The sequence below is a fragment of the Zavarzinia marina genome (assembly GCF_021568905.1).
Lineage (GTDB): Bacteria > Pseudomonadota > Alphaproteobacteria > Zavarziniales > Zavarziniaceae > Zavarzinia > Zavarzinia marina.
Genome location: NZ_JAKGSB010000005.1, coordinates 192,157 through 218,923 on the forward strand (window position 1 = coordinate 192,157; position 26,767 = coordinate 218,923).

General features: G+C 68.7%; 24 protein-coding genes and 1 tRNA gene. 18 read left to right on the forward strand and 7 right to left on the reverse strand.

Annotated features, from left to right (window positions below; translation table 11 throughout):
- Positions 1-410: 410 nt before the first annotated feature.
- Together L2U69_RS14575 and L2U69_RS14580 are read left to right on the forward strand one after the other, a co-directional pair.
- Positions 411-1,355 (forward strand): LysR substrate-binding domain-containing protein, encoded by a 945-nt coding sequence (locus L2U69_RS14575; RefSeq protein WP_236107851.1) that lies wholly within the window; start codon positions 411-413, stop codon positions 1,353-1,355.
- Positions 1,352-2,134: an N-acyl homoserine lactonase family protein gene (locus L2U69_RS14580; RefSeq protein ID WP_236107852.1), complete on the forward strand. Its 783-nt coding sequence runs from the start codon at positions 1,352-1,354 to the stop codon at positions 2,132-2,134. The genes L2U69_RS14575 and L2U69_RS14580 overlap by 4 nt, the downstream gene beginning before the upstream one ends.
- An 88-nt stretch (positions 2,135-2,222) precedes the next feature.
- Here the strand turns inward: L2U69_RS14580 and L2U69_RS14585 are convergent.
- Together L2U69_RS14585 and L2U69_RS14590 are read right to left on the reverse strand one after the other, a co-directional pair.
- Positions 2,223-2,299 (reverse strand) — tRNA-Pro (locus L2U69_RS14585).
- A 69-nt stretch (positions 2,300-2,368) separates the two neighbouring features.
- Positions 2,369-3,412 carry a polyprenyl synthetase family protein gene (locus L2U69_RS14590; protein WP_236107853.1) on the reverse strand — a complete coding sequence of 348 codons (1,044 nt, stop codon included), beginning with the start codon at positions 3,410-3,412 and terminating at the stop codon, positions 2,369-2,371.
- A 105-nt stretch (positions 3,413-3,517) separates the two neighbouring features.
- Here L2U69_RS14590 and L2U69_RS14595 point away from each other — a divergent pair, with 105 nt between their 5' ends.
- Together L2U69_RS14595 and L2U69_RS14600 are read left to right on the forward strand one after the other, a co-directional pair.
- A complete protein-coding gene (locus L2U69_RS14595; protein ID WP_236107854.1) occupies positions 3,518-3,748 on the forward strand; it encodes a putative signal transducing protein in 231 nt (76 codons plus the stop codon).
- Positions 3,745-4,482, forward strand: coding sequence for a tRNA1(Val) (adenine(37)-N6)-methyltransferase (locus L2U69_RS14600; RefSeq protein ID WP_236107855.1), 738 nt, complete (start codon positions 3,745-3,747; stop codon positions 4,480-4,482). The genes L2U69_RS14595 and L2U69_RS14600 overlap by 4 nt, the downstream gene beginning before the upstream one ends.
- Here the strand turns inward: L2U69_RS14600 and L2U69_RS14605 are convergent.
- The gene (locus L2U69_RS14605) at positions 4,456-4,965 is read right to left on the reverse strand and encodes a GNAT family N-acetyltransferase (RefSeq protein WP_236107856.1); all 510 of its coding nucleotides are present in this window, start codon (positions 4,963-4,965) and stop codon (positions 4,456-4,458) included. The genes L2U69_RS14600 and L2U69_RS14605 overlap by 27 nt on opposite strands.
- A complete protein-coding gene (locus L2U69_RS14610; protein WP_236107857.1) occupies positions 4,962-5,156 on the reverse strand; it encodes a DUF1127 domain-containing protein in 195 nt (64 codons plus the stop codon). Before L2U69_RS14610 ends, L2U69_RS14605 begins: the two co-directional genes overlap by 4 nt.
- A gap of 154 nt (positions 5,157-5,310) precedes the next feature.
- Between L2U69_RS14610 and L2U69_RS14615 the strand changes: the two genes are divergently transcribed.
- From L2U69_RS14615 to L2U69_RS14625, 3 genes are all read left to right on the forward strand, one after another.
- Entirely contained in the window at positions 5,311-6,210 is a 900-nt protein-coding gene (locus tag L2U69_RS14615) for a LysR family transcriptional regulator (protein ID WP_236107858.1), read from the forward strand.
- A gap of 65 nt (positions 6,211-6,275) precedes the next feature.
- Positions 6,276-7,136, forward strand: coding sequence for a S49 family peptidase (locus L2U69_RS14620; protein ID WP_236107859.1), 861 nt, complete (start codon positions 6,276-6,278; stop codon positions 7,134-7,136).
- Between the two features lie 9 nt (positions 7,137-7,145).
- Positions 7,146-7,373, forward strand: coding sequence for a hypothetical protein (locus L2U69_RS14625; protein WP_236107860.1), 228 nt, complete (start codon positions 7,146-7,148; stop codon positions 7,371-7,373).
- A gap of 111 nt (positions 7,374-7,484) precedes the next feature.
- Here the strand turns inward: L2U69_RS14625 and lysM are convergent, their stop codons facing one another.
- Positions 7,485-7,949: a peptidoglycan-binding protein LysM gene (lysM, locus tag L2U69_RS14630; protein WP_236107861.1), complete on the reverse strand. Its 465-nt coding sequence runs from the start codon at positions 7,947-7,949 to the stop codon at positions 7,485-7,487.
- A gap of 184 nt (positions 7,950-8,133) precedes the next feature.
- Here lysM and L2U69_RS14635 point away from each other — a divergent pair, with 184 nt between their 5' ends.
- The 5 genes from L2U69_RS14635 to L2U69_RS14655 all read left to right on the forward strand — a co-directional run bounded on the left by L2U69_RS14635 (position 8,134) and on the right by L2U69_RS14655 (position 15,388).
- The gene (locus L2U69_RS14635; protein ID WP_236107862.1) at positions 8,134-9,015 is read left to right on the forward strand and encodes a glycine--tRNA ligase subunit alpha; all 882 of its coding nucleotides are present in this window, start codon (positions 8,134-8,136) and stop codon (positions 9,013-9,015) included.
- The gene (glyS, locus tag L2U69_RS14640) at positions 9,015-11,078 is read left to right on the forward strand and encodes a glycine--tRNA ligase subunit beta (RefSeq protein WP_236107863.1); all 2,064 of its coding nucleotides are present in this window, start codon (positions 9,015-9,017) and stop codon (positions 11,076-11,078) included. The genes L2U69_RS14635 and glyS overlap by 1 nt, the downstream gene beginning before the upstream one ends.
- Positions 11,079-11,081: 3 nt before the next feature.
- Positions 11,082-13,742 carry a pyruvate, phosphate dikinase gene (ppdK, locus tag L2U69_RS14645; protein ID WP_236107864.1) on the forward strand — a complete coding sequence of 887 codons (2,661 nt, stop codon included), beginning with the start codon at positions 11,082-11,084 and terminating at the stop codon, positions 13,740-13,742.
- A 117-nt stretch (positions 13,743-13,859) separates the two neighbouring features.
- Positions 13,860-14,471 carry a 2-hydroxychromene-2-carboxylate isomerase gene (locus tag L2U69_RS14650; RefSeq protein ID WP_236107865.1) on the forward strand — a complete coding sequence of 204 codons (612 nt, stop codon included), beginning with the start codon at positions 13,860-13,862 and terminating at the stop codon, positions 14,469-14,471.
- Complete coding sequence (locus tag L2U69_RS14655; RefSeq protein WP_236107866.1) at positions 14,468-15,388, forward strand: ArgK/MeaB family GTPase; 921 nt, start codon at positions 14,468-14,470, stop codon at positions 15,386-15,388. Before L2U69_RS14650 ends, L2U69_RS14655 begins: the two co-directional genes overlap by 4 nt.
- On the opposite strand, the gene L2U69_RS14660 is transcribed toward L2U69_RS14655, so the two are convergent.
- Entirely contained in the window at positions 15,372-16,178 is an 807-nt protein-coding gene (locus L2U69_RS14660; protein WP_236107867.1) for a sulfite exporter TauE/SafE family protein, read from the reverse strand. The genes L2U69_RS14655 and L2U69_RS14660 overlap by 17 nt on opposite strands.
- Positions 16,179-16,330: 152 nt before the next feature.
- On the opposite strand from L2U69_RS14660, the gene speB reads away from it, so the two are divergent.
- The 6 genes from speB (at position 16,331) to L2U69_RS14690 (ending at position 22,298) form a co-directional block, all read left to right on the forward strand.
- Positions 16,331-17,386, forward strand: a complete 1,056-nt coding sequence (gene speB / locus L2U69_RS14665; protein ID WP_236107868.1) for an agmatinase — start codon at positions 16,331-16,333, stop codon at positions 17,384-17,386.
- 2 nt (positions 17,387-17,388) lie between these two features.
- On the forward strand, positions 17,389-18,177 hold the full coding sequence (locus L2U69_RS14670) for a carbon-nitrogen hydrolase family protein (protein WP_236107869.1): 789 nt from the start codon (positions 17,389-17,391) through the stop codon (positions 18,175-18,177).
- Positions 18,178-18,200: 23 nt separating this feature from the next.
- Positions 18,201-19,799 carry a 5-guanidino-2-oxopentanoate decarboxylase gene (locus L2U69_RS14675; RefSeq protein WP_236107870.1) on the forward strand — a complete coding sequence of 533 codons (1,599 nt, stop codon included), beginning with the start codon at positions 18,201-18,203 and terminating at the stop codon, positions 19,797-19,799.
- Positions 19,800-19,828: 29 nt separating this feature from the next.
- A complete protein-coding gene (gene msrB, locus L2U69_RS14680; protein WP_236107871.1) occupies positions 19,829-20,245 on the forward strand; it encodes a peptide-methionine (R)-S-oxide reductase MsrB in 417 nt (138 codons plus the stop codon).
- 71 nt (positions 20,246-20,316) lie between these two features.
- Positions 20,317-21,873, forward strand: coding sequence for a hypothetical protein (locus tag L2U69_RS14685; RefSeq protein WP_236107872.1), 1,557 nt, complete (start codon positions 20,317-20,319; stop codon positions 21,871-21,873).
- Positions 21,874-21,878: 5 nt separating this feature from the next.
- Entirely contained in the window at positions 21,879-22,298 is a 420-nt protein-coding gene (locus L2U69_RS14690; protein WP_236107873.1) for a hypothetical protein, read from the forward strand.
- Positions 22,299-22,332: 34 nt separating this feature from the next.
- On the opposite strand, the gene L2U69_RS14695 is transcribed toward L2U69_RS14690, so the two are convergent.
- Positions 22,333-26,319, reverse strand: a complete 3,987-nt coding sequence (locus L2U69_RS14695) for an amino acid adenylation domain-containing protein (protein ID WP_236107874.1) — start codon at positions 26,317-26,319, stop codon at positions 22,333-22,335.
- Positions 26,320-26,767: the final 448 nt, after the last annotated feature.

Below are 26,767 nucleotides of genomic sequence, written 5' to 3' on the forward strand. Positions count from 1 at the left end.
CTGGTGCGACGGACGGACCCATGGAGGAGCAAGGGCCCGTCCGTCTCCTACCCGGCGGAAGTCTTCCGCGCATCCACCGCCGGGCAAGCCCAGACTCACCGTTCGATACTCGCCGTTCGATTTAAACGGACATTTAACAGCCTCCGTTTAGCAAACGGCGCGACCCCGGGCAAGCCCGTTCGTGACGCGGGTGTCAGAAATCGCGGCGGCGCGGCGGTTCGGCGGGCGCGAACAGCAGCAGGGTGAGAAGCTGGGCGAAAATGTCGTAGACGGCTCTGAGCATGGCGGTTCTCCTTCTTGGCGGGCGGGCCCTGTCGGCCGGCCCCGGATGGCGCCAATCTCCGCTTTGCCGTGCCGTCGCTCAAACGCCGTCCCGTTGCGCCGAGGCTCACGAAAAGTTACCCTCGGCCATGTCCCGCGCCCTGCCGCCCCTCAATGCCATGCGCGCCTTCGAGGCGGCCTATCGCCATGAATCCTTCGCCCGCGCGGCGGCGGAGCTGAACGTCGCCCAGGCGGCCATCAGCCGCCATGTCCGCGACTTCGAGATCTGGCTGGGCCGCCCCCTGTTCGAGCGCCATGCCCGCGGTGTGCGCCTGACGGCGGCGGGCCGGCGTCTCGGCGCCGCCCTCGTGCCGGTGCTCGATGCGCTGGCCGCCGCCATCGAGTCCGAACGCCCCGGCGCGCCCGATCACCGCGTCGTCGTGACGGTGGAGCCGGTGATCGCCCACCGCTGGCTGCTGCGCCGCATCGCCCAGTTCAGGGCGCGGCACGGCGGTATCGAGATCGTGCTGGAGCCGACCAACGACCTGGTCGATTTCACGCGGGCGACGGCCGATTTCGGCATTCGTTTCGGGGCCGGCCCCTGGCCGGGGGTGACGGCCGAATGCCTGTCCGAGGTCGAGGTCTATCCCGTCGCCGCGCCCGAGATCGCGGCCCTGCTGCCGCCGGATCCGGTGATGGCGGACCTGCGGCGCTTCACCCTGCTGCATGAGAACGGCGAACTGTGGAGCCGCTGGCAGCGTTCGACCGAAGCCGAGGCGGGCGCCCCGCCGCCCAACGGCCTGATGCTGCACGACAGCCACCTGGCGCTGGAGGCGGCGGTTCAGGGCCAGGGCATCGCGCTCGGCGATTCGGTGCTGGATTTCGACGATCGCGCCGCCGGCCGCCTGCTGCGCCTGACCCGGGGCGCCGTCCGCGACCATGCCTATTGGCTGGTCCGTCCGGCCCGCCGCCGCCTGTCGCCCTCCGCGCAACTGCTCCACGACTGGCTGCGCGCCCGCATGGCCGAGGATCAGGCGGCGGCGGCGCGGCTGCCCTTGCACGGGCAGACGACAGGGATCAAGCTCGCGCCATGACAGCGGTGAAGCGTCTCTATGTCTTTCTCGTCGGCTACGAGGTCCTGCCCAAGACGGTCTCGACCCGGGATCGCGGCGCCTCGACCATCATGGCCGAACCGGTCTGCGCCTATCTGATCGAGACGGAACGGGGCCTGGTCCTGTTCGACACGGGCGTCAACAGCGACAATCTGAAGGACGCGGCGCTGCGCAACCGCCTCTATCCCTATCCGGCCTGGCTCGCCCCCTCCATCGTGCTGCCGGAACACGAACTCCTGCCGCAACTGGCGCGCATCGGCGTCGCGCCCGCCGACATCGCCACGGTGGTCATCAGCCACAGCCATTGCGACCATATCGGCAACCTGCGCCATTTCCGCCACGCCGACATCCACATCCAGCGCCGCGAGTATGAATACGCCATGGGGCCGCATGGCAATGGCGCCGTCTTCAACAGCGATTTCGACTTTCCGGACGTGAAGTGGCGCCTGCACGACGGCGACTGGACGGTCTGCCCCGGCATCGAGGCGATCCTGACCGACGGCCATATGCCGGGCCACCAGTCGCTGGTGGTCACGCTGCCGTCGGGGGCGGTGAAGATCCTGGTGGTCGATGCCGGCGACCTGGCGGAGAATTTCCGCGACGAGGTGCTGCCCGGCGAATGCATCGGCGGGGAGGCGGAAGCGCTGGCCGCCATCCGCCGCATCAAGCGCATCGCGGCCGAACGGAACGGCGAAATCGTGCTGTTCCACGATCCCGACTATGTCCACGCCCTGCGCCTGGCGCCGGATTTCTACAAATGAGGAGAGGGGGCGAACCCGTGCCCGACTGGAGCGGGCGACGGGTTCGGTCCCATCATGCGGCGACCGGGACTCGCCGCGACTTCCCGATTGGTCGGAGTGAGAGGATTCGAACCTCCGGCCCCTAGCTCCCGAAGCTAGTGCTCTACCAGGCTGAGCTACACTCCGACCGGGAAGGCCGGCCTTGTAGCACCGCGCCCCGGCGGGTTCAAGCCCGACGTTGAAAATCCGCTGCGGTCAATAGGCGCGTTCGATGCAGAAGTCGACCACGCCCATCATGGCGCGGCGATGGGCGCCGTCGGGGAAACGCTCCAGCGCCCGGCAGGCGAGGTCGCCATAGTGGCGCGCGCGGGCCACGGTCTCGGCCAGGGTGCCATGCTTCTCCATCAGGGAAAGCGCGGTGGCGAGGTCGCCCTCCGCCTGGTCGCGCTGCTCCATGCAGCGGCGCCAGAAGGCCTTTTCAGCCTCGTCGCCACGGGCGAAGGCCAGCACCACGGGGAGCGTGATCTTGCCCTCGCGGAAATCGTCGCCCACGGTCTTGCCGAGCGTCGCCTGATCGGCCTGATAGTCGAGCACGTCGTCGATGAGCTGGAACACGATGCCGAGATAGCGGCCGTAATCCGCCAGCGCCGTCTCGTCCTCCGCGTCGCGCCCGGCGATGACGGCACCCACGCGCGTCGCCGCCGCGAAGAGGGCGGCGGTCTTGGCCGCGATCACCTGGAGATAGGCGTCTTCCGTCGTCGCCAGATTGTTGGCGGTGGTGAGCTGCATCACCTCGCCCTCGGCGATGATGGCGGAGGCCTCGGACAGGATCGAGAGCACGGCGAGGGAGCCGGCCTCGGTCATGAGCTGGAACGAGCGGCTGAACAGGAAATCGCCCACCAGCACGCTCGCCTGATTGCCCCAGACGATGTTGGCCGTGGCACGGCCCCGGCGCAGCGCCGATTCGTCGACCACGTCGTCGTGCAGCAGGGTGGCGGTATGGATGAATTCGACGCAGGCGGCGAGGCCGACGTGATGCGGACCCTGATAGCCGCACAGCCTGGCGGCGGCCAGCAGCAGCACGGGACGCAGGCGCTTGCCGCCCGACGCGATGATATGGCCCGCCAGTTCCGGGATCAGCGGCACGTCCGAGACCATGCGGCCGCGGATCTCGTCGTCGACCTTGGCGAAGTCGTCGGCCACCAGTTTCAGCAGGGTCTCGAGCGCATTGCCGGCGCCCGCGCTCGAAGCCCGGCCATCCTTGTCCCGCTCGTCCCCGAGTGATACGACCACTGCCAACCGTCTGCCCCCGAAGGAAAAATGCAGGCGCAGCATATTGGGCATGTCCAAGCACGGTCAACCGCGCCCTTCGCCGCGCCGCCCAGCCATCGCAGAGGATTTCGCGTGCAGGAATTGATCAGGACCAACGACCTCGTGCTGCTGTCCTTCGCCGAGAGCCTGCTGAAGGCGGAAGGCGTCGCGGCCCTGGTGCTGGACGGCCATGCCAGCGCGGTCGACGGCTCCCTCGGCATGCTGCCCCGGCGCCTGATGGTCGATACCGACGACGGCCCCCGCGCCCGCCGCCTGCTGGAAGAGGCCGGCCTCGGCCACGAGCTGCGCCCGGACGGGAAATGACGGCGACCACCACCGACGATTTCCTGGGCGGGCGGGTGCGCCTGATCCAGCCGGTGGACGGCTATCGCGCCGGCATAGACGCGGTCTTCCTGGCCGCCTTCGTCGAGGCGGCCCCGGGGGCCCGGGTGCTGGACCTCGGCTGCGGCACCGGGGCGGCGACCCTATGTCTCGCCGCGCGGCGGCCGGATCTGGCGCTGACCGGCCTGGATGCCGATCCCCGCGCCCTGGCGCTGGCCCGAGAGAGTGCGGCCCTGAACGCCATGGCGGACAGGATCGACTGGATCGCCGCGCGGGTGGAGGACGGCCTGCCGCGTCAGGCCTTCGACGCGGTGATGACCAATCCGCCCTATCTGGCGCCGGGCCAGGGCACGCGCCCGGCCGACAGCCGCGCCATGGCCCATATGGAAGGCGGCGCCGATCTCGCGCGCTGGCTGGACGAGGCGATCAAGGCGCTGCGCCCCAGGGGCCGGCTGCACATCGTCCACCGCGCCGACCGGCTGCCCGAAATCCTGCGCCTGATCGAGCCGCGCCTCGGCGCCGTCGCGGTCCATCCGCTCTGGCCCCGCGCGGGCGAAGCGGCGCGGCGCGTGCTGGTCGCGGGCAGCCTCGACCGCAGGACGCCGGCGGTGTTGCTGCCGGGCACGGTGCTGCACGGCGCCGACGGCGGCTTTACGTCCGAAGCCCAGGCGGTGCTGCGCGACGGCGCCTCACTCCAGGCGCTTGTAGAACAATAGGGTGGCGGTCAGGCCGCCGTGGGGTTTCAGGGCAAAGTCGGGGATCCGCCCGCAGGGGATATAGCCGAGTCCCTGATAGAGGCCGGCGGCGCCGTCCTCCTCGGCCGTATCCAGGGTCAGCAGCCAGCGCCCCAGGCGCCGCGCCGCCGCTTCCGCCGCCAGGACCAGGGCACGGGCGATGCCCCGGCCGCGAAAGCCGGGCGCCACCATCAGCTTGGCGATGTCGGCCCGGTGCGGCTGGTTGGGCATCGGGCAGGGGTCGAGGGTGATCGTGCCGGCCAGTACGCCGTCCGCCCATGCCCCCAGGATGATTCGGCCCGACGCCGCGCGGGCGAAGGAGTCGCGCCAGAAGCCGCGCGCCCGTTCGGGGTCCAGCGGATGCATGAAGCTGACCGAGCCGCCGGCCGCGACCGTCGCCACCAGAAGCCCGGCCAGGGCTTCGATGGTCGCGTCGTCCGCCGCCAGCGTCTCGATCCCGGTCATCCCTCGCGCACCACCGTGGTGATTTCGGACCGGGCGATGCCGATGTCGCGCAGCAGGCGATCGTCCAGCTCGGCCAGGCGGCGGGCGGCGGCGCGGCGCCGCATGTGGCGCAGTACGGCGTGAGCCGTCGCGCGCAGCAAGCCGGGCCGGGCCGGCGAGGCGGCGGCGAGGCCGGGGATGAAGAAAGCCATGACTCCTCCTCCGGGTGCGTCTGGACGCACCCGCTGACGATGATGGGGTTGGTGTTCGAGGACGGGAAGCCTCTTCCCGCGCGCCCAGATAAGCATGGCGCCGATGATTTTCATAAATTATTGTTTTTATGAAGATCATCACGATTGATTATGGATGCGCGACCTCAATCCGGACCAGCTCCGCAGCTTCCTCGCGGTCGTCGAGGAGGGCGGCTTTTCCGCCGCCGCGCGGCGCCTGAATCTCAGCCAGCCGGCGGTGAGCACCCAGGTGCGCGAACTCGAGGCCCGGCTCCAGCTTCGCCTGATCGAGCGCCTCGGCAAGCGCGCCTTTCCGACCCGGGCAGGCGAAGACCTGGCGGATCACGCCCGCGCGGTGCTCGCGGCCCTGGCGGCGGCTTCGGACGCCATGCGCCGGCATCGCGACGGTTTCCTGGGCCGGGTGCGCATCGGCACCGGCAGCGCCTCCCTCGCCTATCTGATGCCGCCGGTGCTGCGGGGCCTGCGCGATCGCCACCCCAACATCGAGATCACGGTGACCACCGGCACCACCATCGACATGGTCGAGGACATCGCCGCCAACCGCCTCGATATCGGGCTGGTTACCCTGCCGGTCGAGCATCCGGGCATGGCCGTAACCCCGATCGATACGCGCGACCTGGTGGCGGTGCTGCCGGTCGGCGGCGACGAACCGCCGCCGGTGCTGCGCCCCGGCGATCTCGCCGGCCTGCCGCTGGTCCTGGAGACCATGCAATCCAACCTGACCGCCCTGGTCCTCGGCTGGCTGGCGGCCGGCGGCGTCCGGCCGGAGCCGATCCTGATCTACGACAATATGGAGGCGGTGAAGGCGATCGTCGCCACCGGTCTCGGCTATTCGATCCTGCAGTTCGAGGCGACGGTGGAAGGTGTCGCGCGGGATCGCCTGCAGGTGCGGCGCCTGGATCCGCCGCTTCGCCGCACCCTCGCGCTCGCGGTCCGCAAGGACAAGCCGCTGGACGGCGCGCTGGCGGTGGTCCATGGCGCGCTGCGGGAAATCGGCGGGATCCGGATCACCTGAACGCGGCACGCGCCGAAACACTTGAGCCGGCGCCCGCCGCACCCCATCTTGGGGGCGCCATGCCCATGCTCGACAATCTTCGCCGATTCCTGCCGCCCGCCCTTGGCGGCGTCCGCCACCCGATGGTCACCGTGCTGCGCCTCGACGGGGTGATCGGCGCCATGGGGGGACTGCGCGCCGGCCTCACCATCGCCGGCACCGCGCGGCTGATCGAACGGGCGTTCTCGATCAAGCCGCTGTCGGCGGTTGCCCTGGTGATCAATTCGCCGGGCGGTGCCGCGGCCCAATCGGCCCTGATCCATGGCCGCATCCGCGCGCTGGCCGAGGAAAGGAAGATCCCGGTCATCGCCTTCTGCGAGGATGTGACGGCCAGCGGCGGCTACATGCTGGCGCTGGCGGCCGACCGCATCTATGCCCATCCCATGTCCATCGTCGGCTCGATCGGCGTCATCTCGGGCGGTTTCGGCTTCGACAGGGCGATCGAGAAACTGGGCATCGACCGGCGCATCTATACCGCCGGCGCCAACAAGCACCGCCTGGACCCCTTCAAGCCCGAGAACCCGGACGACATCGTGAAGCTGCGCGATCTTCAGACCGACATCCACGCGGGCTTCAAGGCCATGGTGACGGACCGGCGCGGCACCCGCCTGACGGCGGGCGAGGACACGCTGTTCAACGGCGACGTCTGGACCGGGCGCCAGGCCGTCGAGCTGGGCCTGATCGACGGGCTGGGCGATGTCCGTTCCCGGCTGCGCGAGGAATTCGGCCCCAAGATGCGGCTGATCCCCATCGCCCACCGCCGCCGCCTGTTCCGCTTCGGCCCGCGCCTGTTCAGCTCGAATTTGTCGGAGGGCGGAAGGGGCATCGCGGGCGATGCGCTGTCGACCCTCGAGGAACGCGGGCTCTGGTCCCGCTTCGGGCTCTAGGGGCGCGCCATGGCCATCCTGGTCAAAGCCTTCGCCATCCTGCTGGCGCTCGGTCTGTTCTACGTGACGATCAAGCGCGCCGTCCTCGGCCAGAAGAAGCCCGAGGAAAAGGTGCCGCGAAGGAAGCCCGCCGAGACCATCGACGCCGATGATCTCGTGCGCTGTCCCGGCTGCGGCACCTTTAACCCGGTCGGGCAGCCCTGCGCCACGCCGGACTGCCCGACCCACAAGGGGTAGGGCGGCCATCCTAGGTCGTCGTCCCGGCGAAGGCCGGGACCTCGTGACGGAAAGGGCGCCTTTTCCGGTCAAAGATCCCGGCCTTCGCCGGGATGACGACGTAGACGAGCGTCAGAGCGGCGGAATGCGAAGGTTCTGGCCCGGGTAGATCTTGTCCGGATCCTTGAGCAGCGGCTTGTTGGCCTCGAAGATGGCGGTGTATTTGCTGCCGTTGCCGTAATGGGCGGCGGCGATCTTCCACAGGCTGTCGCCCTTCTTGACCGTGTAGAAGGTCGATTCCGCCTCGCCCTCGGGCACGCCGATGGTTTCCTCGACCGAGGCGACGCCCGCGATGTTGCCGGCGGCGAGAATCATCTTCTCGCGTGCTTCGTTCGAACCGGCCTGGCCGGTCACGGAAACCTTGTCGCCGTCGACCGCGACGTCGACGCCGCTGACGTCCAGGCCATGGGCTTCGATCGCCGCCTTCACCGCCTCGGCCGACGGCGGGGGCGGCACGTCCTTGCTGTCCTCGGTGGCGGGCGAACCGCCGATGCCGAGACGTTCGCCCGCGGCCTTGATGAAATCGAAGATACCCATCGAAAATCTCCTCGTTGCTGCACCTTGGCAGGGCGCCAAGAGTTCACGCACCAGCGTGGTATAACAAGTCTACATTTCCGTTATGGGTGCATGGCCATACCGCGGCGCGGGGAAGGGTTGACCCGGGGGGGGCCGGCTCATTAACGTGCCGCGCATCTTCACGCCTCTCTCGGATCGTCCATCCATGTCGGCATCCCCGGCGGCCAAGGCGCCGCCCTTCCAGGATCTGATCCTGACCCTCCAGACCTATTGGGCCCGTCAGGGCTGCGTCCTGATGCAGCCCTACGACATGGAGGTGGGCGCCGGTACCTTCCACCCGGCGACGACGCTGCGCACCCTGGGGCGCAAACCCTGGAACGTGGCCTATGTCCAGCCCTCGCGCCGGCCGAAGGACGGCCGCTATGGCGAAAACCCGATGCGGCTGCAGCATTACTATCAGTTCCAGGTCATCCTGAAGCCGAGCCCCGAGAACATCATCGACCTCTACCTCGGCTCCCTGAAGGCGCTCGGCATCGATGTCGACAATCACGACATCCGCTTCGTCGAGGACGACTGGGAAAGCCCGACGCTCGGCGCCTGGGGTCTCGGCTGGGAAGTCTGGTGCGACGGCATGGAGGTGACCCAGTTCACCTATTTCCAGCAGGTCGGCGGCCTCGACGTCGATCCGGTGGCGGGCGAGATCACCTATGGCCTCGAGCGCCTCGCCATGTATGTCCAGGGCGTGGAGCGGGTCTATGACCTCGACTGGAACGGGCGCGGCACCACCTATGGCGACGTCTACCTCCAGGCGGAGCAGGAATTCTCGGCCTATAATTTCGAGCATGCGAACACGGATATCCTGTTCCAGCACTTCAAGGACGCGGAGGCGGAATGCGCCGCCCTCCTCGAACGGAAGCTGGCGCTGCCCGCCTATGACCAGTGCATGAAGGCGAGCCATCTGTTCAACCTGCTGGATGCCCGGGGCGTGATCTCGGTGACGGAGCGCGCCGCCTATATCGGCCGCGTGCGCGCGCTCGCCAAGGGTTGCTGCGAAGCCTGGTCGGCCTCGCAGGAAGAGGTGGCGTGATGCCCGAACTGCTGATCGAGATCCATTCCGAGGAAATCCCGGCGCGCATGCAGCGCCGCGCGGCCGACGATCTGAAGCGCCTGATCTGTGACGGGCTTGCCGCTGTCGGCCTGAATTTCGGCACCGCCACGGCCCATGCCACGCCCCGGCGCCTCGCCCTCGTCGTCGAGGAGCTCGACGCCGCCCAGGCCGACCTCCGGGAAGAGCGGCGCGGGCCGCGAGTCGGCGCGCCCGACAAGGCGATCGAGGGTTTCTGCGCCTCCGCCGGCGTCGCGCGCGAAATGCTGTCGGTGCAGGAAACCCCCAAGGGCGATTTCTATATCGCCATGATCGAGCGGCGCGGCCGCCCGACGGCGGAAGTGATCGCCGACCTGCTGCCCCAGACGATCTGGAATTTCCCCTGGCCGAAATCCATGCGCTGGGGCGCCGGGCCGGACGGCCTCTCGTCCAAGCTGACCTGGGTGCGGCCCATCCGCTCCGTCATCGCGCTGTTCGACGGCGCCGTGGTGCCCTTCGACATCGCGCGCGGCGGTGATGCGGGCCATGGCCTTACGGCCGGCAATGTCACCTACGGCCATCGCTTCATGAGCCGTGGCGCGATCGAGGTTTCGGGCTTCGCCGACTATCGCGAAAAGCTGCGCGCGGCCTTCGTCATGCTCGACGTCGAGGAACGGAAAAGCGTCATTCAAGCGCAAGCCGAGAAGATCGCCGCCGAGGCCGGCCTCGAACTGATCCCCGATCCCGAGCTTCTGGACGAAGTGGCGGGGCTGGTCGAATGGCCGGTGCCCCTGATGGGCCGGATCGACGATGAATTCATGACGGTGCCGGCCGAAGTGCTGACCACCACCATGCGCACCAACCAGAAGTATTTCGCGCTCCGTGACAAGGTGACGGGCAAGATGGCGCCGCGTTTCATGACCGTCGCCAATCTGGTCGCCAAGGACGGCGGCACGGCGATTGCGGCGGGCAACGAGCGCGTGCTGCGCGCCCGCGTGGCCGATGCCAAATTCTTCTGGGACCAGGACCTGAAGGCGACGCTCGAATCCCGCCTGCCGAAGCTGGACAGCATCGTCTTCCACGCCAGGCTCGGCACCGTCGGCGAGAAGGTGAAACGGATCGAGACCCTCGCGGTCGCGATCGCCGAAAAGATCGGCGCCGATCCGGTGAAGACGGCACGCGCCGCCCGCCTCGCCAAGGCCGATCTGGTGACCGAGGTGGTGGGCGAATTCCCCGAGGTCCAGGGCATCATGGGGCGTTACTACGCCCTTCACGACGGCGAGGACGCGGCGGTGGCCGAAGCGATCGCTGATCACTGGAAACCCCAGGGCCCGTCCGACCGCTGCCCGTCCGATCCGGTCGCGGTTTCGGTCGCCCTAGCGGACAAGATCGACACGCTGACCGGCTTCTTCGCCATCGACGAGAAGCCGACGGGCTCCAAGGATCCCTTCGCGCTGCGCCGGGCCGCGCTCGGCGTCATCCGTCTCATTGTGGAGAACGGGTTGCGGCTCGACCTCCGCGCCCTGTTCGGCGAGGTGGCGGACGGCCTGCTCGATTTCTTCCACGACCGGCTGAAGGTCTCGCTGCGCGACCAGGGTGTGGCGCATGATCTGATCAATGCCGTGCTCGGCACCGGCGCGGAGGACGATCTGACCCGGCTGGTCGAGAAGGTCTCGGCCTTGAAGGCGTTCCTCGAGACGGAGGATGGCAGGAACGTGCTGGCGGCCTATCGCCGGGCGTCGAACATCCTGCGCATCGAGGAAAAGAAGGACGGCGCCACCTATCGGGGCCCGGCCGACCGTGCGCTCTTTGCCGTCGATGAGGAAAAGGCGCTGGGGGCGCGGCTGGACGATGTGATGCCGGCCGCGCGGACGGCGCTGTCGGAGGAGGCCTTCGCCGACTGCATGCAGGCGCTGGCCCTGTTGCGTAACCCCGTCGATGCCTTCTTCGACAAGGTGACGGTGAATGCGGAGGACGCGGGTCTCCGCGCCAATCGCCTCAAACTGCTGGGCGAGATCCGGGGTGCTCTGGACGAGATCGCCGATTTCTCGCGGATCGAGGGATAAATCATGACCAAGTGGGTGTACACCTTCGGTGACGGCAAGGCCGATGGCCGGGCCGAGATGAAGAACCTTCTGGGTGGCAAGGGCGCCAATCTGGCGGAGATGAGCCACCTGGGCCTGCCGGTGCCGCCGGGCTTCACCATCACCACCGAAGTCTGCACCTATTACTACGACCACGGCCGGCAATATCCGGACACGCTGGCGGGCGATGTGCGCGCCGCCGTCGCCGATGTCGGGGCCAAGGTCGGCGCCATCTTCGGCGACAAGGACAATCCGCTGCTGGTCTCGGTCCGCTCCGGCGCGCGCGCGTCCATGCCGGGCATGATGGATACGGTCCTCAACCTCGGCCTCAACGACGAGACGGTGCAGGGCCTCGCCAGGCAGGCGGGCGACGAGCGTTTCGCCTACGACAGCTATCGCCGCTTCATCCAGATGTATTCGGACGTGGTGCTGGACGTCGGCCATCACCACTTCGAGGAAATCCTGGAGATCCGCAAGGAAGAGAAGGGTTACACCCTCGACACCGAGCTGACCCCGGACGACCTGCGCGCCCTGATCGCCGACTACAAGAAGAAGGTCGCGGCGGAACTGGGCAAGCCCTTCCCGACCGACGTTGAGGAACAGCTCTGGGGTGCCATCGGCGCCGTCTTCGGCTCGTGGCGCAACGCCCGCGCCGAGACCTATCGCCGCCTGCACGACATCCCCGAGTCCTGGGGCACGGCGGTGAACGTCCAGGCCATGGTCTTCGGCAACATGGGCGAAACGTCGGCGACCGGCGTCGCCTTCACCCGCAATCCCTCCACGGGCACGGCCGAGATCTACGGCGAATATCTGATCAACGCCCAGGGCGAGGACGTGGTGGCGGGCATCCGCACGCCGCAATATCTGTCCAAGGCGGCGCGCGTGGCGGCGGGCGACGACAAGCCCTCGATGGAAGAGAGCCTGCCGGAAGTCTTCACCCAACTCGTGGATGTGTTCCACCGTCTGGAGACCCATTACCGCGACATGCAGGACATCGAATTCACGGTCCAGCGCGGCAAGCTGTGGATGCTGCAGACCAGGTCGGGCAAGCGCACCACCAAGGCGGCCCTGAAGATCGCGGTCGAAATGGCGGCGGAAGGCCTGATCGACAAGGAGACCGCGATCATGCGGGTCGAGCCCCAGATGCTCGACCAGCTCCTGCACCCGACCCTCGATCCCAAGGCCCCGCGCGACATCCTCACACGGGGCCTGCCGGCCTCGCCGGGTGCCGCTTCTGGCATCATCAGCTTCACCGCCGACGATACCGAGAGGCTGGCGGGCGAGGGGCGCAAGGTCATTCTGGTGCGCGCCGAAACCAGCCCGGAGGACATCCACGGCATGCATGCCGCCCAGGGTATCCTCACCTCGCGCGGGGGCATGACGTCCCACGCCGCCGTGGTCGCGCGCGGCATGGGGCGGCCCTGCGTCTCCGGCGCGGGCGCCCTGAAGATCGACGGCAACGCCCAGACCGTGACCGTGATGGGCAAGGTGCTGAAGCGCGGCGACGTCATCACCATCGACGGTTCGACCGGCGAGGTCATGCTGGGCGAAGTGCCGACGGTGCAGCCCGAGCTTTCGGGCGATTTCTCCACCCTGATGGGCTGGGCCGACGCGGTGCGCCGCCTGAAGGTGCGCACCAACGCCGAGACCCCGCTGGACGCCGAAACCGCGCGCCGCTTCGGCGCCGAGGGCATCGGCCTGTGCCGGACCGAACACATGTTCTTCGACGCCAACCGCATCCTCGCCGTCCGCGAGATGATCCTGGCCGGCGACGAGGACGGGCGGCGGACGGCGCTGGCGAAACTCCTGCCGTTCCAGCGCGAGGACTTCGTGCAGCTGTTCGAGATCATGGCCGGCCTGCCGGTGACGATTCGTCTTCTCGATCCGCCGCTCCACGAATTCCTGCCCCACACGGACGAGGAAATGGCGGAAGTGGCCGCGGCGGCGGGCGTGCCGATGGCGACCATCAAGACCCGCGCCCATGATCTCGCCGAAGCCAACCCGATGCTGGGCCATCGCGGCTGCCGCCTCGGCATCACCTATCCCGAGATCTACGAGATGCAGGCCCGTGCCATCTTCGAGGCGGCGATCGAGGTCGGCGCCAGGGCGGGCTCGACCGTAACCCCGGAGATCATGATCCCCCTGGTCGCGACCAAGGCGGAACTGGACATCCTGAAGGGCAAGGTCGCGGCCGTGGCCGAGGCGGTCGCCAAGGAAAAGGGCACCGAAATCGCCTATCTGGTCGGCACCATGATCGAACTGCCGCGCGCGGCGCTGCGCGGCGGCGAGATCGCCGAGACGGCGGAATTCTTCTCCTTCGGCACCAACGACCTGACCCAGACCACCTTCGGCATTTCGCGCGACGATGCCGCCCATTTCCTGGACGACTATCTGCGCGCCGGCATCTTCCACAAGGATCCCTTCGTCTCGATCGACGAGGACGGCGTGGGCGAACTGGTGAAGCTGGCGGCGGAACGCGGGCGCGCGACCCGGCCGGCGATCAAGCTCGGCATCTGCGGCGAGCACGGCGGCGATCCCGCCTCCATCGCCTTCTGCGAGAAGGTCGGGCTGGATTATGTCTCCTGCTCCCCCTACCGCGTGCCGATCGCCCGCCTCGCGGCCGCCCAGGCGGCGCTGGCGAAGTAATCGCAAGTATTACTGTCATCCCGGCGAAGGCCGGGATCTCGTGGGGATTGGCTTCGGTGCCATCTCGTCACAAGGTCCCGGCCTTCGCCGGGACGACGGGTCAGCGGGGAGGGGCCCATGACCACCATCGATTTCGTCTTCGGCGTCGGCAGCCGCTATTGCTATCTCGCCGCCAGCCAATTGCCGGCGCTGGCCGCCGAATTCGGTATCGGTTTTCGCTGGCGCCCGGTCACCACTGTCGCCCTGATCCGCCAGGCGCGCGGCTCCAGCCCCTTCGATGGCGCGCCGCCGGCCATGCAATATGATTTCGCCTGGCGCCGGCAGGATGCGGAAGCCTGGGCCGACCTCTATGGCATTCCCTTCGTCGAGCCCCACGGCCGCCTGAAATATGATGCCGCCGACCTGAACCTCGGCTGTGTCGCCGCCGATCTCATGGGCGCCTGCGAGACCTTCGCCCGCGCCCTCTTCGCGCGCATCTTCACCAGTACCGAGGCGGGCATCCTGAATCGGGCCGGCATGCTGGCGGTGGCGGACCAATGCGGCCTCGACGTCATGCGCTTCGCCGAACTGCTGGAGAATGGCGAGGCCAAAGCGGCGGCGGCGGCGATCCAGGACGAGGCGGTGGCGAAGGGCGTCTTCGGCGTGCCGAGCTTCCTGGTCGACGGCCGGGTGATCTGGGGCAATGATCGCATTCCCCTGCTTCGGCATCACCTGGCGACGCGTGCATGACCCTCGACGATCTCCGCGGCGGCGGCAAGGCCGCCATGGCCAGGGCGCTCGCCCGGATCGAGCGCGATCCCCATGGCGCGGAGACCATCGCCCTGCTCGATGCCGCCTGGACCGATCCGCGCGGCCATGTCATCGGCCTGACCGGGCCGCCGGGCGTCGGCAAGTCGACGCTGACCTCCGCCCTGATCAACCGCTGGCGCAAGGCCGGCCTGACGGTCGGGGTGATCGCGGTCGATCCCTCGTCGAGGCGGACCGGCGGCGCCCTGCTCGGCGATCGCACGCGTCTGATCGTCGATCCCGAGGACAAGGGGATCTTCGTCCGTTCCATGGCGGCGCGGGACCGGCTGGGCGGTCTTGCCGCCCTGACCTTCCCGGCCATGGTGCTGATGCGCGCCGCCTATGACCGGGTGCTGATCGAGACCGTGGGCGTCGGCCAGTCGGAGACGGATGTCACCCAGGTCGCCGATACGGTCGTCTTCTGCGTGCAGCCGGCGTCCGGCGATTCGCTGCAGTTCATGAAGGCGGGCATCGTCGAAATTCCCCATATCGCCGTCGTCACCAAGGCGGATCTCGGCGCCCCGGCGACGCGGGCCAGGGCCGATCTCGCCGGCGCGCTGTCCCTTTCGGAGGATGTGACGGGCTGGAAGGTGCCGGTGGTCCTGGTCTCCTCCACCGTCGGCGAAGGCATGGCGACGATGATGGACGCCCTGGACCGCCATGCCGCCCATCTGGCCGAGACCGGCGCCGGCGCCGTCCAGCGTGCCGATCAGGGTGCCGCCTGGCTGGCGGAGACGGTGCGCGACCAATACGGCAAATCCGGCCTTGCCCGTGCCGCCGCGCCGATCGCGGATGCCGCCGGCGCCTCCCCCTTCGGGCGGGCCGCCGGGATCCTGGAAATGCTCAGCCGAGAGCGTTGATGAGGGCGACGGCGCCGGCGAAGGCCAGCACCACGAGCGAGATGCGGCGGTGGTGGGTGCCGCCGAAGCGATCGAACAGATAGAAGCCCAGCCAGTCGCCGATCAGCAGACAGGGCACGCCCATGGCGATCAGGGCGGGCGAGACCTGCCACAGATTGCCGCTGACGGCATAGCCGGTCAGGGAAATCACGCAGGAGACGTTGAAGAACATCATCAAGGTCGCGCGCGCCACCCGTGCGTTCGCCTCCACCCTGAGCAGATAGATCACCACCGGCGGCCCGGGAATGCCCAGCGCCCCGCCCATCAGCCCGGCGGTGAAACCGACCGGCAGCGCCACATGGGGCCCGCCGCCGCCCCGCGCCCCGCTGCGCCAGAGAAAGAAGGCGGAGGCGAGCACGCCGACGCCGATCAGCAGTTCGATCGTCTGCGCCGGCAGGATGTCGAGGGCATAGACCCCGAGCGGGGTGCCGACCAGACTGCCCAGCAGCAGGGGTTTCAGGGCCTTGCGGTCCGCCTCCCCCAGGGCGCGGGAGAAACTGCGCAGCGCCGCGACCAATGCGAGGACGGCGCAGAGCACGACCGCATTGGCGGGCTCGACCACGAGGACGAGCAGGGGCATGGCGGCCAGGGCGAAGCCGAAGCCGGAAAAGGCCCTGAGCACGGAGGCGGTGATGACGGTGATGCCGGCGACGAGCAAGGTGAGGCCGTCGATGCCGGCGATGGTGAAACTGTCGATGATGAACCCCGGGGGATCGGCCGGCACGGGATTGCCGCCGGCGCGCCGCCACATATGCCGCATTCGCCCGGCGACGGCCATCAATTCTATTCCTGCTGAACTAAGGTTCGAAGATTCCTCATTTTTCCGGGACGCGTGAGCTGATTTGCTGATGACCTGCCGCCGTCCGGTCATGGGGCGCGGCGCGCGTTTCCGGGAGTGTTGCGATGTTCGATGCGAAGAAGCTGGAAGCCCTCCGGGCGAAATACGGCAATGCCGGCGGCGACGTGATGTTCAGCGACGAATTCAAGCGCGTCGCGGCCGTGCAATTCTCGGCCGGCGGAAGGCGCAGCCAGCCCTTTGCCGGCGTCTCCACCTTTCTCGATGCCGACTATCGCCCCGATGCCCCGGACCTTGCCGATTTCGGCGGCCTCGACATCGCGCTGGTCGGCGTGCCCATGGATCTCGGCGTCACCAACCGGACGGGGGCGCGTTTCGGGCCCCGCGCCGTCCGCACGGTGGAGCGGGTCGGTCCCTACGAACATTTCCTGAAGGTCGTGCCGCTGGCCGAGGCCAAGGTGGCCGACATCGGCGACGTCCCGTTCAAGAGCCGCTTCAGCCTCGAATCCTGTCACGAGGATATCGAAGCCTTCTACACCAAGCTCTGCGCCGCCGGGATCATCCCGCTTTCGGTCGGCGGCGATCATTCGATCTCCCAGTCGATCCTGGCCGGCGTCGCCAAGACCCATGGCCCGGTCGGCATGGTCCATTTCGATGCCCATTGCGACACGTCGGGCCCTTATGAAGGCTGCAAGTTCCAGCATGGCGGGCCTTTCCGCGCGGCGGTGCTGGCCGGCCATCTGGATCCGGAGCGGACGGTGCAGATCGGCATCCGGGGCGCCGCCGAATATCTGTGGGACTTCTCCTACGACAGCGGCATGACCGTGATCCACGCCGAGGACGTCAGCCGCATCGGCACCGACGCCATCATCGAGACGGTGAAGACGGTGGTGGGCGACGGCCCGACCTATATCTCCCTCGACGTCGACTGCCTGGATCCGGTCTTCGCGCCCGGCACCGGCACGCCGGAGATCGGCGGCATGACCAGCCGCGAGGTGATGGCGGTGCTGCGCGGCATCGCCGGCACCCATGTCGTCGGCGGCGACGTCGTGGAGATCGCGCCCCAATATGACGCCACCACCAATACCGCCCAACTCGGCGCCCAGATCATGTTCGAGATCCTGTGCCTGATGGTCCTGGACCTGAAGGCGAAGCGGGCCTGACCATGCGGGTCGCGATCTATCAGGGCCCGTCGGCCGCCCTCGACAAGCCGGGTATCCTCGCCCGGATCGAGGCGGCGGCGGCTGAGGCGGCCGACGCGGGCGCCCGCCTGCTGGTCTGCCCCGAAATGATCCTGTCGGGTTACAACATCGGCCATGCCGCCGCGCTGGCGGCGGCGGAGGCGGCGGATGGTCCTTCCGCCATGGCGATCGCCGAAACGGCGAAGCGCAACGGCCTCGCCATCGCTTATGGCTATCCCGAGGCGGGCCCGGGCGGGACGGTGTTCAACGCCGCCCAGGTGATCGACCGCGATGGCACGTCGCTGGTCTCGTTCCGCAAATGCCATCTCTTCGGCGATCTCGACCGGGCGCAATTCGCCGAAGGGGCCGAACTGCCGCCCCTGTTCGAGATCGACGGCGTGAAGACCGGCATCCTCATCTGCTACGACGTCGAATTCCCGGAATCGGTGCGCAGCTATGCCATGGCCGGGGCGGAACTGGTGCTGGTGCCGACGGCCCTGATGCTGCCCTTCGACTTCATCCCCGAGAAACTGGTGCCCACCCGGGCGTTCGAGAATCAGGTCTTCGTCGTCTATGCCAATCGCTGCGACGTCGAGGGCGATCTGACCTATGCCGGGCTGTCGGTGGTCGCGGCGCCCGACGGCGTCGATCTCGTGCGCGGCGGGCGGGGCGAGGCGGTACTGATCGCCGAGATCGATTTCGCGGCGGCCGAAGCGGCGCGCGCCGCCAATCCCTATCTGGCGGACCGGCGCCCCGCGCTCTACCGTTCGTGACGGAACGCGAAGGAGCCACGTCCATGCCGACCGTCGGCGAAGCCCTGATCCGGCTGCTCGAAGCCTATGGCACCGAGGTGGTGTTCGGCATTCCGGGCGTCCACAACGTCGAATTCTACCGGGGCCTGATCGAATCCCCCATCCGTCATGTCACGCCGCGCCACGAACAGGGTGGCGGCTTCATGGCCGACGGCTATGCCAGGGTCACCGGGCGGCCGGGTGTGTGCTTCACCATATCCGGCCCGGGCCTGACCAACATTCTGACCGCCATGGGTCAGGCCTATGCCGATTCCGTGCCCCTGCTGGTGATCGCCTCGGTCGCCGCGACGGTGGACCTCGGCACCGGGGATGGGCGGCTGCACGAATTGCCGTCCCAATGCGGGCTGGCGGCCGGCGTTGCCGCCTTCGCCCAGACCATCCATCACCCCCGCCAACTGGCCGAAGCCGTGGCGCGGGCCATGGCTGTCTTCGCGGGGGCACGGCCCCGGCCGGTCTATCTCGAGATCCCGGTCGACGTCATCGCCATGGACGGCGCCGCGATCGACCTCGTGCCCCGGCCCCTGCCGGCGCCGCCGGGACCCGACGGCCAGGCCATGGCCGAGGCAGGCTATCTTCTGGCCAATGCGACGCGGCCCCTGATGATCCTCGGTGGCGGCGCGGTCGGGGCGCAGGCCAAATTGCGCTGGATCGCCGAACACCTGTCGATCCCGGTGATCACCACGATCAATGCCAAGGGCATGCTGCCGCCCGATCACGCCCTGCTGGCGGGTGAGAATCTGGCGGCGGAACCCCTGCTGGCGGAATGGAAGGCGGCGGACGTGGTGCTGGCGATCGGCACCGAATTGGGCGAGACGGAAATGTATCCGGGCCCGGTCGAACTGCCGCCGCGCGGCGACCTGATCCGCATCGACATCGATCCGGCGCAATTGATGCGCGGGCCGCGCGCCACCATTGCCATGGTCGCCGACGCCCGTCTCGCCGCCGACGCCCTGGCCGCCCGCATCGAGCACAGCGCGGCCCGCCTGGGGGGCGAGATCCGGGCCCGCAGGCTGCGCGCCGCCCTTCACGCTCAATTGCCGGATTACGCACGCCGCCACCAGCCGATCCTGGCGGTGATCGATCGCGTGCTGCCGGCGGCGACCGTGGTCGGCGATTCGACCGAGATGGTCTATGCCGCCAATCAGTTCTTCCATCCAAGGGCGCCGCGCCGCTTCTTCAATTCGTCCACCGGCTACGGCACCCTCGGCTATGGCCTGCCGGCCGGGATCGGGGCGCGCATCGGCCTGGGTTCGGGTACCGTCGTGGTGTTGGCGGGGGATGGCGGGCTTCTGTTCACGGTCGCCGAGCTGGCGGCGGCGGTCGAGGCCGGGGTGCCGGTCGTCGTCGTGGTCTGGAACAACGGCGGCTATGGCGAGATCCGCAAATATATGGTGGAACGGGCGATCGCGCCGCTGGCGGTCGACCTCCGCGTGCCCGACATCCTGGCCGTCGCCGCCGGTTTCGGCGCGAACGCGCGGCGCGCCGCCAGCCTGGACGAATTGGCTGTCGCCCTCGAGAAAGCCGCCGCGGCGGAGGGGCCGACGGTGATCCTGTTGGAAGAAAGCGACTTCGCCGCCATATGATGGCGATGGACGACCGACGGGAGCCCGCGATGAACGACAAGGTGAAGAAGACCGAAGCGGAATGGCGCGACCAGCTCACCCCGCTGCAATATGCCGTCACGCGCCAGAAGGCGACGGAACGCCCGTTCACCGGGGCCTACGAACAGCATTGGGACAAGGGTACCTATACCTGCGTCGCCTGCGGCCAGCCGCTGTTCGAATCGGGCACGAAATTCGATGCCGGCTGCGGCTGGCCCAGCTTCTTCGCGCCGCTCTCGCGCGAGGCGGTCGCGGCGACCATGGACCACAGCCACGGCATGGAGCGGGTCGAGGTTCTGTGCAACCGTTGCGATGCCCATCTCGGCCATGTCTTCGACGACGGACCGCAGCCGACGGGCCTGCGCTTCTGCATCAATTCCGCGTCGCTCGGTTTCGATCCGGAAGGCGAGGAGGGCGGGGGCGGCTAACCCGCCGTTAACCCCGCTGGGCGACAGTGCCTGCCTCCAGAGAGAGAACGGCCGCCATGAAACAACCTCCGATGCCTGCAGGGACAGGACGCGGCGATCGCGGCAGCCAGACCTTGGCCGCCGCATTCTCCGCCGTGGTGCGCCATGTCGACGACGGCATCGTGATCGTCGACGACGACGACCGCATCGCCTCCATCAACCGGTTTCTGGCCAGGGCCGCCGGCGTCGCCGAGAGCGAGGCCGTCGGGCGCCGGGCTTCCAGCCTGATCGGCTGGACCGAAGCCGACGCAACCACGGCGAAGCCGCTCACCACGTCTGTCGTCCTGCGGACGGACCAGGGCGACCGGCGGTGCGCCGCCGTCGTCCTGCCGGTCGAGCGCGAGAACGGCGGCCGTCTGCGCATCGTCATCGTCCACGAGCCTGCGGAACCGGCGCCAGCCGCCCTGTCGGATTTCGAGCGGCGCGTCCTCGACATCCTGCGCCGGCAGCGGGCGACGGGGCCGGCCGCCGGAACCTCCGGCCATATCGAAGTGATCATGATCGACGCCGTGAAGCAGCACATGGGGCCGCGCTGGCGCACCGTTTCCGAACGGGTCATGGGCGTCGCCGCCACGATGATCGAGCAGCGGCTCGCCCTCGGCGAAGCCTGCACCCGCATCGCCGACACCAGTTTCATCGTCGCCTTCGCGACCCGCGACCTGGACGAGGCGGCTCGCCGCGCGGAGGCGATCGCGGCCGATATTCTCACCCACCTGCTCGGCGACAGCGAGGCCGCCGGCAATTTCGTGGTGAATGCCAGCGCCGCGCCGCTCGACGAATGGCCCGTCGGCGATCCGTCGGTCGGCGGCGGCACCCTGCGGCATGCGGAAGCGGGCCTCGACCTGCGCATCGCGGCCAGCCGCGACAGCTATCGCGAGCGTGTGGCGCGCGGCATCGCCGCCCTGATCCGGGATGCGGGACTTTCATGCCGGGTGGTGCTGCGCCAGGGCCGGGCCTCGGGCCTGCTGCTGGCCGAGCTCGATGCCGCCTCGCTCGCGGCGGAAGCGGGTCTGCGGCAGGCGGGGGTCTTTCCGCGCACGCATCCCGAGGTCGGGTTGCTGCGCCTCACGCTGTCCATCGACCGTCTCTACCGCGCGCTCGACGAGATCCATGGCCCGCCGCCGGTCATGGTGGTGCCCCTGTCGTTCGCCATGCTTTCGGACCGCCACGGCGTGGAGCAATTCCTGGCCCTGGCGCGACCCCTGCCGCCCGCCCTGCGCCGCCAGCTGATCCTGATGGTGACGGGTCTCGCCCGCGATACGCCGCGGTCCCGCCTGACCGACATCGCCCAGCGTCTGGCACCGTTCTGCCGCCGCGTCAGCGCCGCCATCGACGGACTGGACGATGCGCCGATCGACTATCCCGATTTCCGTCCCACCGGACTCCTGGTCCAATGGACGCCGGACCTCGCCCAGGAAATCCGGCAGAACGGCGATCGTCTGCGCCGGCTGTCGGCGCGGGCGCATCGTCACAATTGCCTGATCGTGGTCCAGGGCGCCGCCGACGCCCTGGACCGGAAACGCCTCGAGGCCGAGTTCGCCGTGGACCTTATCGTCGACGAAGCCGCGCCCGAAAAACCGACGGAGTGACCGCCATGCGTATCTTTGCCCTCCTCGCCACGCTCGCCCTCGCCGCGACGCCGTCGCCCGCGGCCTTCGCCGCCGGCGGGCCGGCCGGCCGCTACCAGGTGGACGTCGATGCCACCTATCGGGCCCTGGACGAGGCCGGCGCGGCCACGCCGGGGATGCACGACACCCTGACCAAACAGCGCGACATGATGTTCCTGTCGTTCGACGGCGACCGATTCTCGCTGATCGCCGGGCCCGGGCTCGGCGGCGGCACCAAGGGAACCTGCCATTGGACGCTCAGCAGCGACGTCTTCGTCTTCGACGATTGCCGCAACGATCAGGGCGGCGCCTTTTCGGTCGACGGCGTCATCCGCTATCTCGCCGAAGAGGACATGCTGATGATCGAAGGCAATCTGGCCGTCCCGGTCCGCTACAGCCGCCGATAGGCGGCGGCCGCGGCGGATCGGGAGCGGTCCGGCGTCAGGCGGCGGCCGTGGCCGCCTGTTCCGCCGCCCGCGCCAGATGGTCGGCGATGACGGGGCCGATGTCCGCCAGCACCCCGGTCTCCATCATCTCGTGGTGATGGCATGCCACCGCCAGCACGCTGGGGGTGCCGATCAAACCGTCCCAGGCATCGGGCTGATGGTGCACGATGTCGTCCATGGCCGCGGTCTTGCCCTCGGTCGCGCGGATCAGCAGGGCGGGCTGAGCCAGGCTGCCCGACGCCAGGGGGTGCGGCGCGAAGGATTGGGCGAGCTGCAGATTGTTGGCGATCGCCGCGCGCATATTGTCGAACAGGGCGGGATTCTTCCGCCCCATGCTCTGCACCAGCGGAATCGAATAGACGTCGTAGAGCGCGCAGACATGGTCGGCCAGCGCCGACAGGGTTTCCGGCGGATCGTCTATGTCGTGCCCGACATAGGCAAGGGCGGCGCGCACGTCCTCGGCCTCGGTCCGGGTCTTGCCCTGAACATAGGTATAGCTGTCGAGCATGCACAGGAAGGCGACGCTTTCGCCCTCCGCCTCGAGCAGATGGGCGATCTCCTGGGCGACCAGGCCGCCGAAGGACCAGCCCAGCATGTGATAGGGGCCGTGGGGCTGGATCGCGCGGATCTGCGCCAGATAGTCCCGGGCCATGTCGGGGATCGAAGCGTAGAGCGGCGCCGGGCTGGACAGGCCGGGAACCTGAAGGACATGGACCGGGCGGTCCTTCACATGGCGCAGCAGGCCGGCATAGCTCCAGCCGAGCCCGACCACGGGGTGGATGCAGAACAGCGGCGCCCCGCTGCCGGACGATTGCAGGGTCAGCAGCGGGGTGAAGGGGTCATGGTCCGCCGCCTTCTCGATCTCTTCGGCGAGGCCGGCGATGGTCGGCTTGGTGAAGACCGCGCCCAGCGGGATCTCCAGGGCGAAGCGCGCCTGCAGGGTGGAGATCATGCGTGCCGCCTGGATGCTGTCGCCGCCCAGATCGAAGAGATTGTCGTGGATGCCGACCTTCTCCACCTCGAAGATCTCGGCCCAGAGAGTGGCCAGGGTCTCTTCCGTCGGCGTGCGCGGCGCGACATAGGCGGCACGATCCTGCCATTCGGGCTTGGGCAGGGCGGCGCGGTCCAGCTTGCCGTTGATCGACAGGGGCAGGGCGTCGAGGGTGACGAAGGCCGCCGGGATCATGTAGTCCGGCAGGCGTTCCGCCAGGCGGGCGCGGAGTTCGCCCGCCTCCGGCACGGCGCCGACCAGATAGGCGACCAGCATCTTGCCGCGCCCCGGCTCCTCGCGGAGGATGACGACGGCGCGCTCGATACCGTCGAGGGCGAGAAGGGCGGATTCGATCTCCCCCGCCTCGACCCGGAAGCCGCGGATCTTGATCTGGAAATCGGAGCGGCCGAGATATTCGAGGACGCCGTCCTCGCGCCAGCGCGCGATGTCGCCGGTCTTGTAGAGCCGGCCCCCACCGAGGGGATCGGCGCAGAAGGGATCGGCGACGAAACGCTCGGCCGTCAGCTCCGGCCGGTTCAGATAGCCATCGGCGAGGCCGAGACCGCCGATGTAGAGATCGCCGGGCACGCCCACCGGCACGCGCTGCATGGATTTGTCCAGCACGTGAACCGTGGTGTTCCAAACCGGCCGGCCGATGGGCGGCGAGTCGAGATCGCCGCCGTCCAGCGCCATGGCGGTCGACCAGATGGTGGTCTCGGTCGGGCCGTAGAGATTGAGGACGGGGCCGCCCAATTCGCGCATCAGCCGGGCCAGGGCGCCGGGCAGGGCCTCGCCGCCGACCATGGCCTTCAGGCCCTTCACGCTCTCCAGGTGATCGGCCAGCAGCGCCTGCCACAGGGACGGCGTCGCCTGCATGACGGTCGCCTTCTGGGCCTGGATCGACAGCGCCAGCAGGCGCGGATCGCGCACCACGTCGCGCGGGGCGACGATCACCGCGGCACCGATCGCCAGCGGCATGAAGAGTTCGAGGGCGGCGATGTCGAAGGCGATGGTGGTGACCGCCATCAGCCGGTCGCCCGGCCCGATGCCGCAGAAGTCGGCATAGGTCAGCAGGCAGTTGGTCAGGGCGCGATGCGGGATGACCACGCCCTTGGGCCGTCCGGTGGAGCCCGAGGTGAAGATGACATAGGCGGTATCGGCGCCGGACAAGGCGCCGCGCTCGGGCGCCGTCGCCGGCTGGCCGCCGGTCGCCACCTTGTCCAGAAGGAAGAGCGGCGGCGCGCCTTCGGGCAGCGCGGCGGCGATCTCGCTCGTCGTCACCATCAGCGCGGCGGCCGCATCCTCGAAGGTCATGGCGAGGCGGGCCGGCGGCGCCCCGGCATCGAGCGGCAGATAGGCGCCGCCCGCCTTGTGGATGGCGATCAGGGTCGTCACCAGATGCTCGTCGCGCGGCAGGGCGACCGCGACCAGACTGCCCGGCCCGATGCCGCGCGCCTTCAGCACATGGGCGAGGCGGTTGGCCGCCGCGTCGAGCGCGGCGTAGCCGACGGCGCGGTCCGCGACGACGACGGCCGGGGCGTCCGGGGTCTTTTGGGCGCGGGCCTCGAACAGGTCGATCCAGGGCGCGTCCGGCACGTCGTGACGGGTATCGTTCCACGGCCCCGCCATCAGGGCGCGTTCCTCGGGGTCGAGGATGTCGAAGCCCGACAGCGGCGCGTCGGGCGCCGCGACGGCGGCCTCGACCAGCCGATTGAGGCGCGTCAGATGGGCGTTCAACTCGTCCATGTCGTAGAGGCCGGGATTGGCGTCGACGTCGATGCGCAGGCCCTGGCCGTCGTTCCGGTCGTAGACGAAGATGGTGATGTCCTCGATCGAGCCGTTGGACAGGTTGTGCGGCGTCGAGGTCGCGTCACCGAAGCGCAGGTCGTAGTGGAAGGGTTCGATATTGATCGCGGTCCACGAGATCTGGCGGTTGTCGCTGGTCAGGCCGAGGTCGCGGCGCACGTCCTCGAAGCGGTACTGCTGGTGGCGCAGCGCGTGCAGCACGGTCTTGCCGGTCTGCTGCATCAGTTCGTCCAGGGTCTGGCGCGGCGACATGGCGAGACGGATGGTGACCGCATTGGCCATCAGACCCGGCACCCGGCGCAGCGCCGCATTGGTGCGCGCCGTCACCGGCATGCCCAGCACCAGGTCCTCCGACCCGGTGGCGCGATGGATATAGGCCGCCAGCAGCGAGATCAGCGCCTGGGGCAGGCTGACCGAGCGGGCCTTGGCCAGTTCCTGCAGGCGGGCCGTCAGTTCGGCCGAAAGATGGCCGGTCGCGCGCTGCAGACCGCCGGTCGCCTGGCCGCGCCGGCGCGACAGGGAGATCGGCTCCGGCAGATCCGCCAGATGTTCCATCCAGTACTGGCGGTCGCGCTCGAAGCGGGGCGAGGCGCGATAGCGCGCCTCGTGCTCGTTGATCTCGGCGAAATGGCCGAAGTCGCAGGGCTCGGGCTCCCGGTTCTCGACCAGGGCGCAATAGAGTTCGGACATGCGCCGCGCGATCAGCCCGCCGGAGAAGCCGTCGAGCACGATGTGATGGCAGCGGTGCATCCAGAAATACTTCTCCGGTCCCGCCTTCACCAGGGCGATCACCCACAGGGGATCGCGCGCCAGGTCCACGGGCCGGCTCAATTCGTCCATCATCCAGGCGAAGGCGGCGGCGCGGGGGTCCGGGGCGGCGCTGACGTCGACGAAGGGCAGTTCGCGGTCGAAGCGGTCGGAAATCGCCTGATAGGGCACGCCGTCCTGCTCGACGATGGCGACGCGGGCGGTCTCGGCCTCGGCGGCCAGCTGATACATGGCGCGCAGGAACAGTTCCTCGTCGACCGCACCATGAATCTCCAGGCATTCGGCGATGTTCACCACCGCGTCCGGCGGCGCGATCTTGTGAGCGATCCACAGTCCGCGCTGGGCGACCGAAAGGGGCAGCAGCCGTAATCCGGCATGTTCCTCGAAATCGGTGTGATGCCTGTCGAAGCTGTTCATTCTCTCGTCCCCCGGTCTTCCCAAGCGACCGCCAGCCGGTCCCTGCCGCCGAAAGTCATCCGCAACCGGAGCCCGGATCGGCCGGCGGCGCCGATGCGCCCCCTCCGATCGCCTGACCCGGCGTCCGCCTGATCGATGTTCTCGATCGATGCTCTCGCCCGTTGCCCGTGTCGTCCGCCACCCCTGAGGCCGATGCCCGTGGCCCGGCACCCGTTTTTGCCTTTTCTTTCGCCCTGCCGCCCGTTCCGGCCCGCCGGTATGGATGCGACCGGGCTTCATCCAGACTAAGCAGGGTTTAAATCCAACTCCGATATTAATTGCATCCATTATAGGGTTAATGAATTGCAACTTCAGCGGATTGGAATCTGACCCGCGCCTCTCGACTATGGTGGCTCGTCTTCGCTGCGATGCAACAGCTTATCGTCACCGGAAATGATTTTACAGGTAT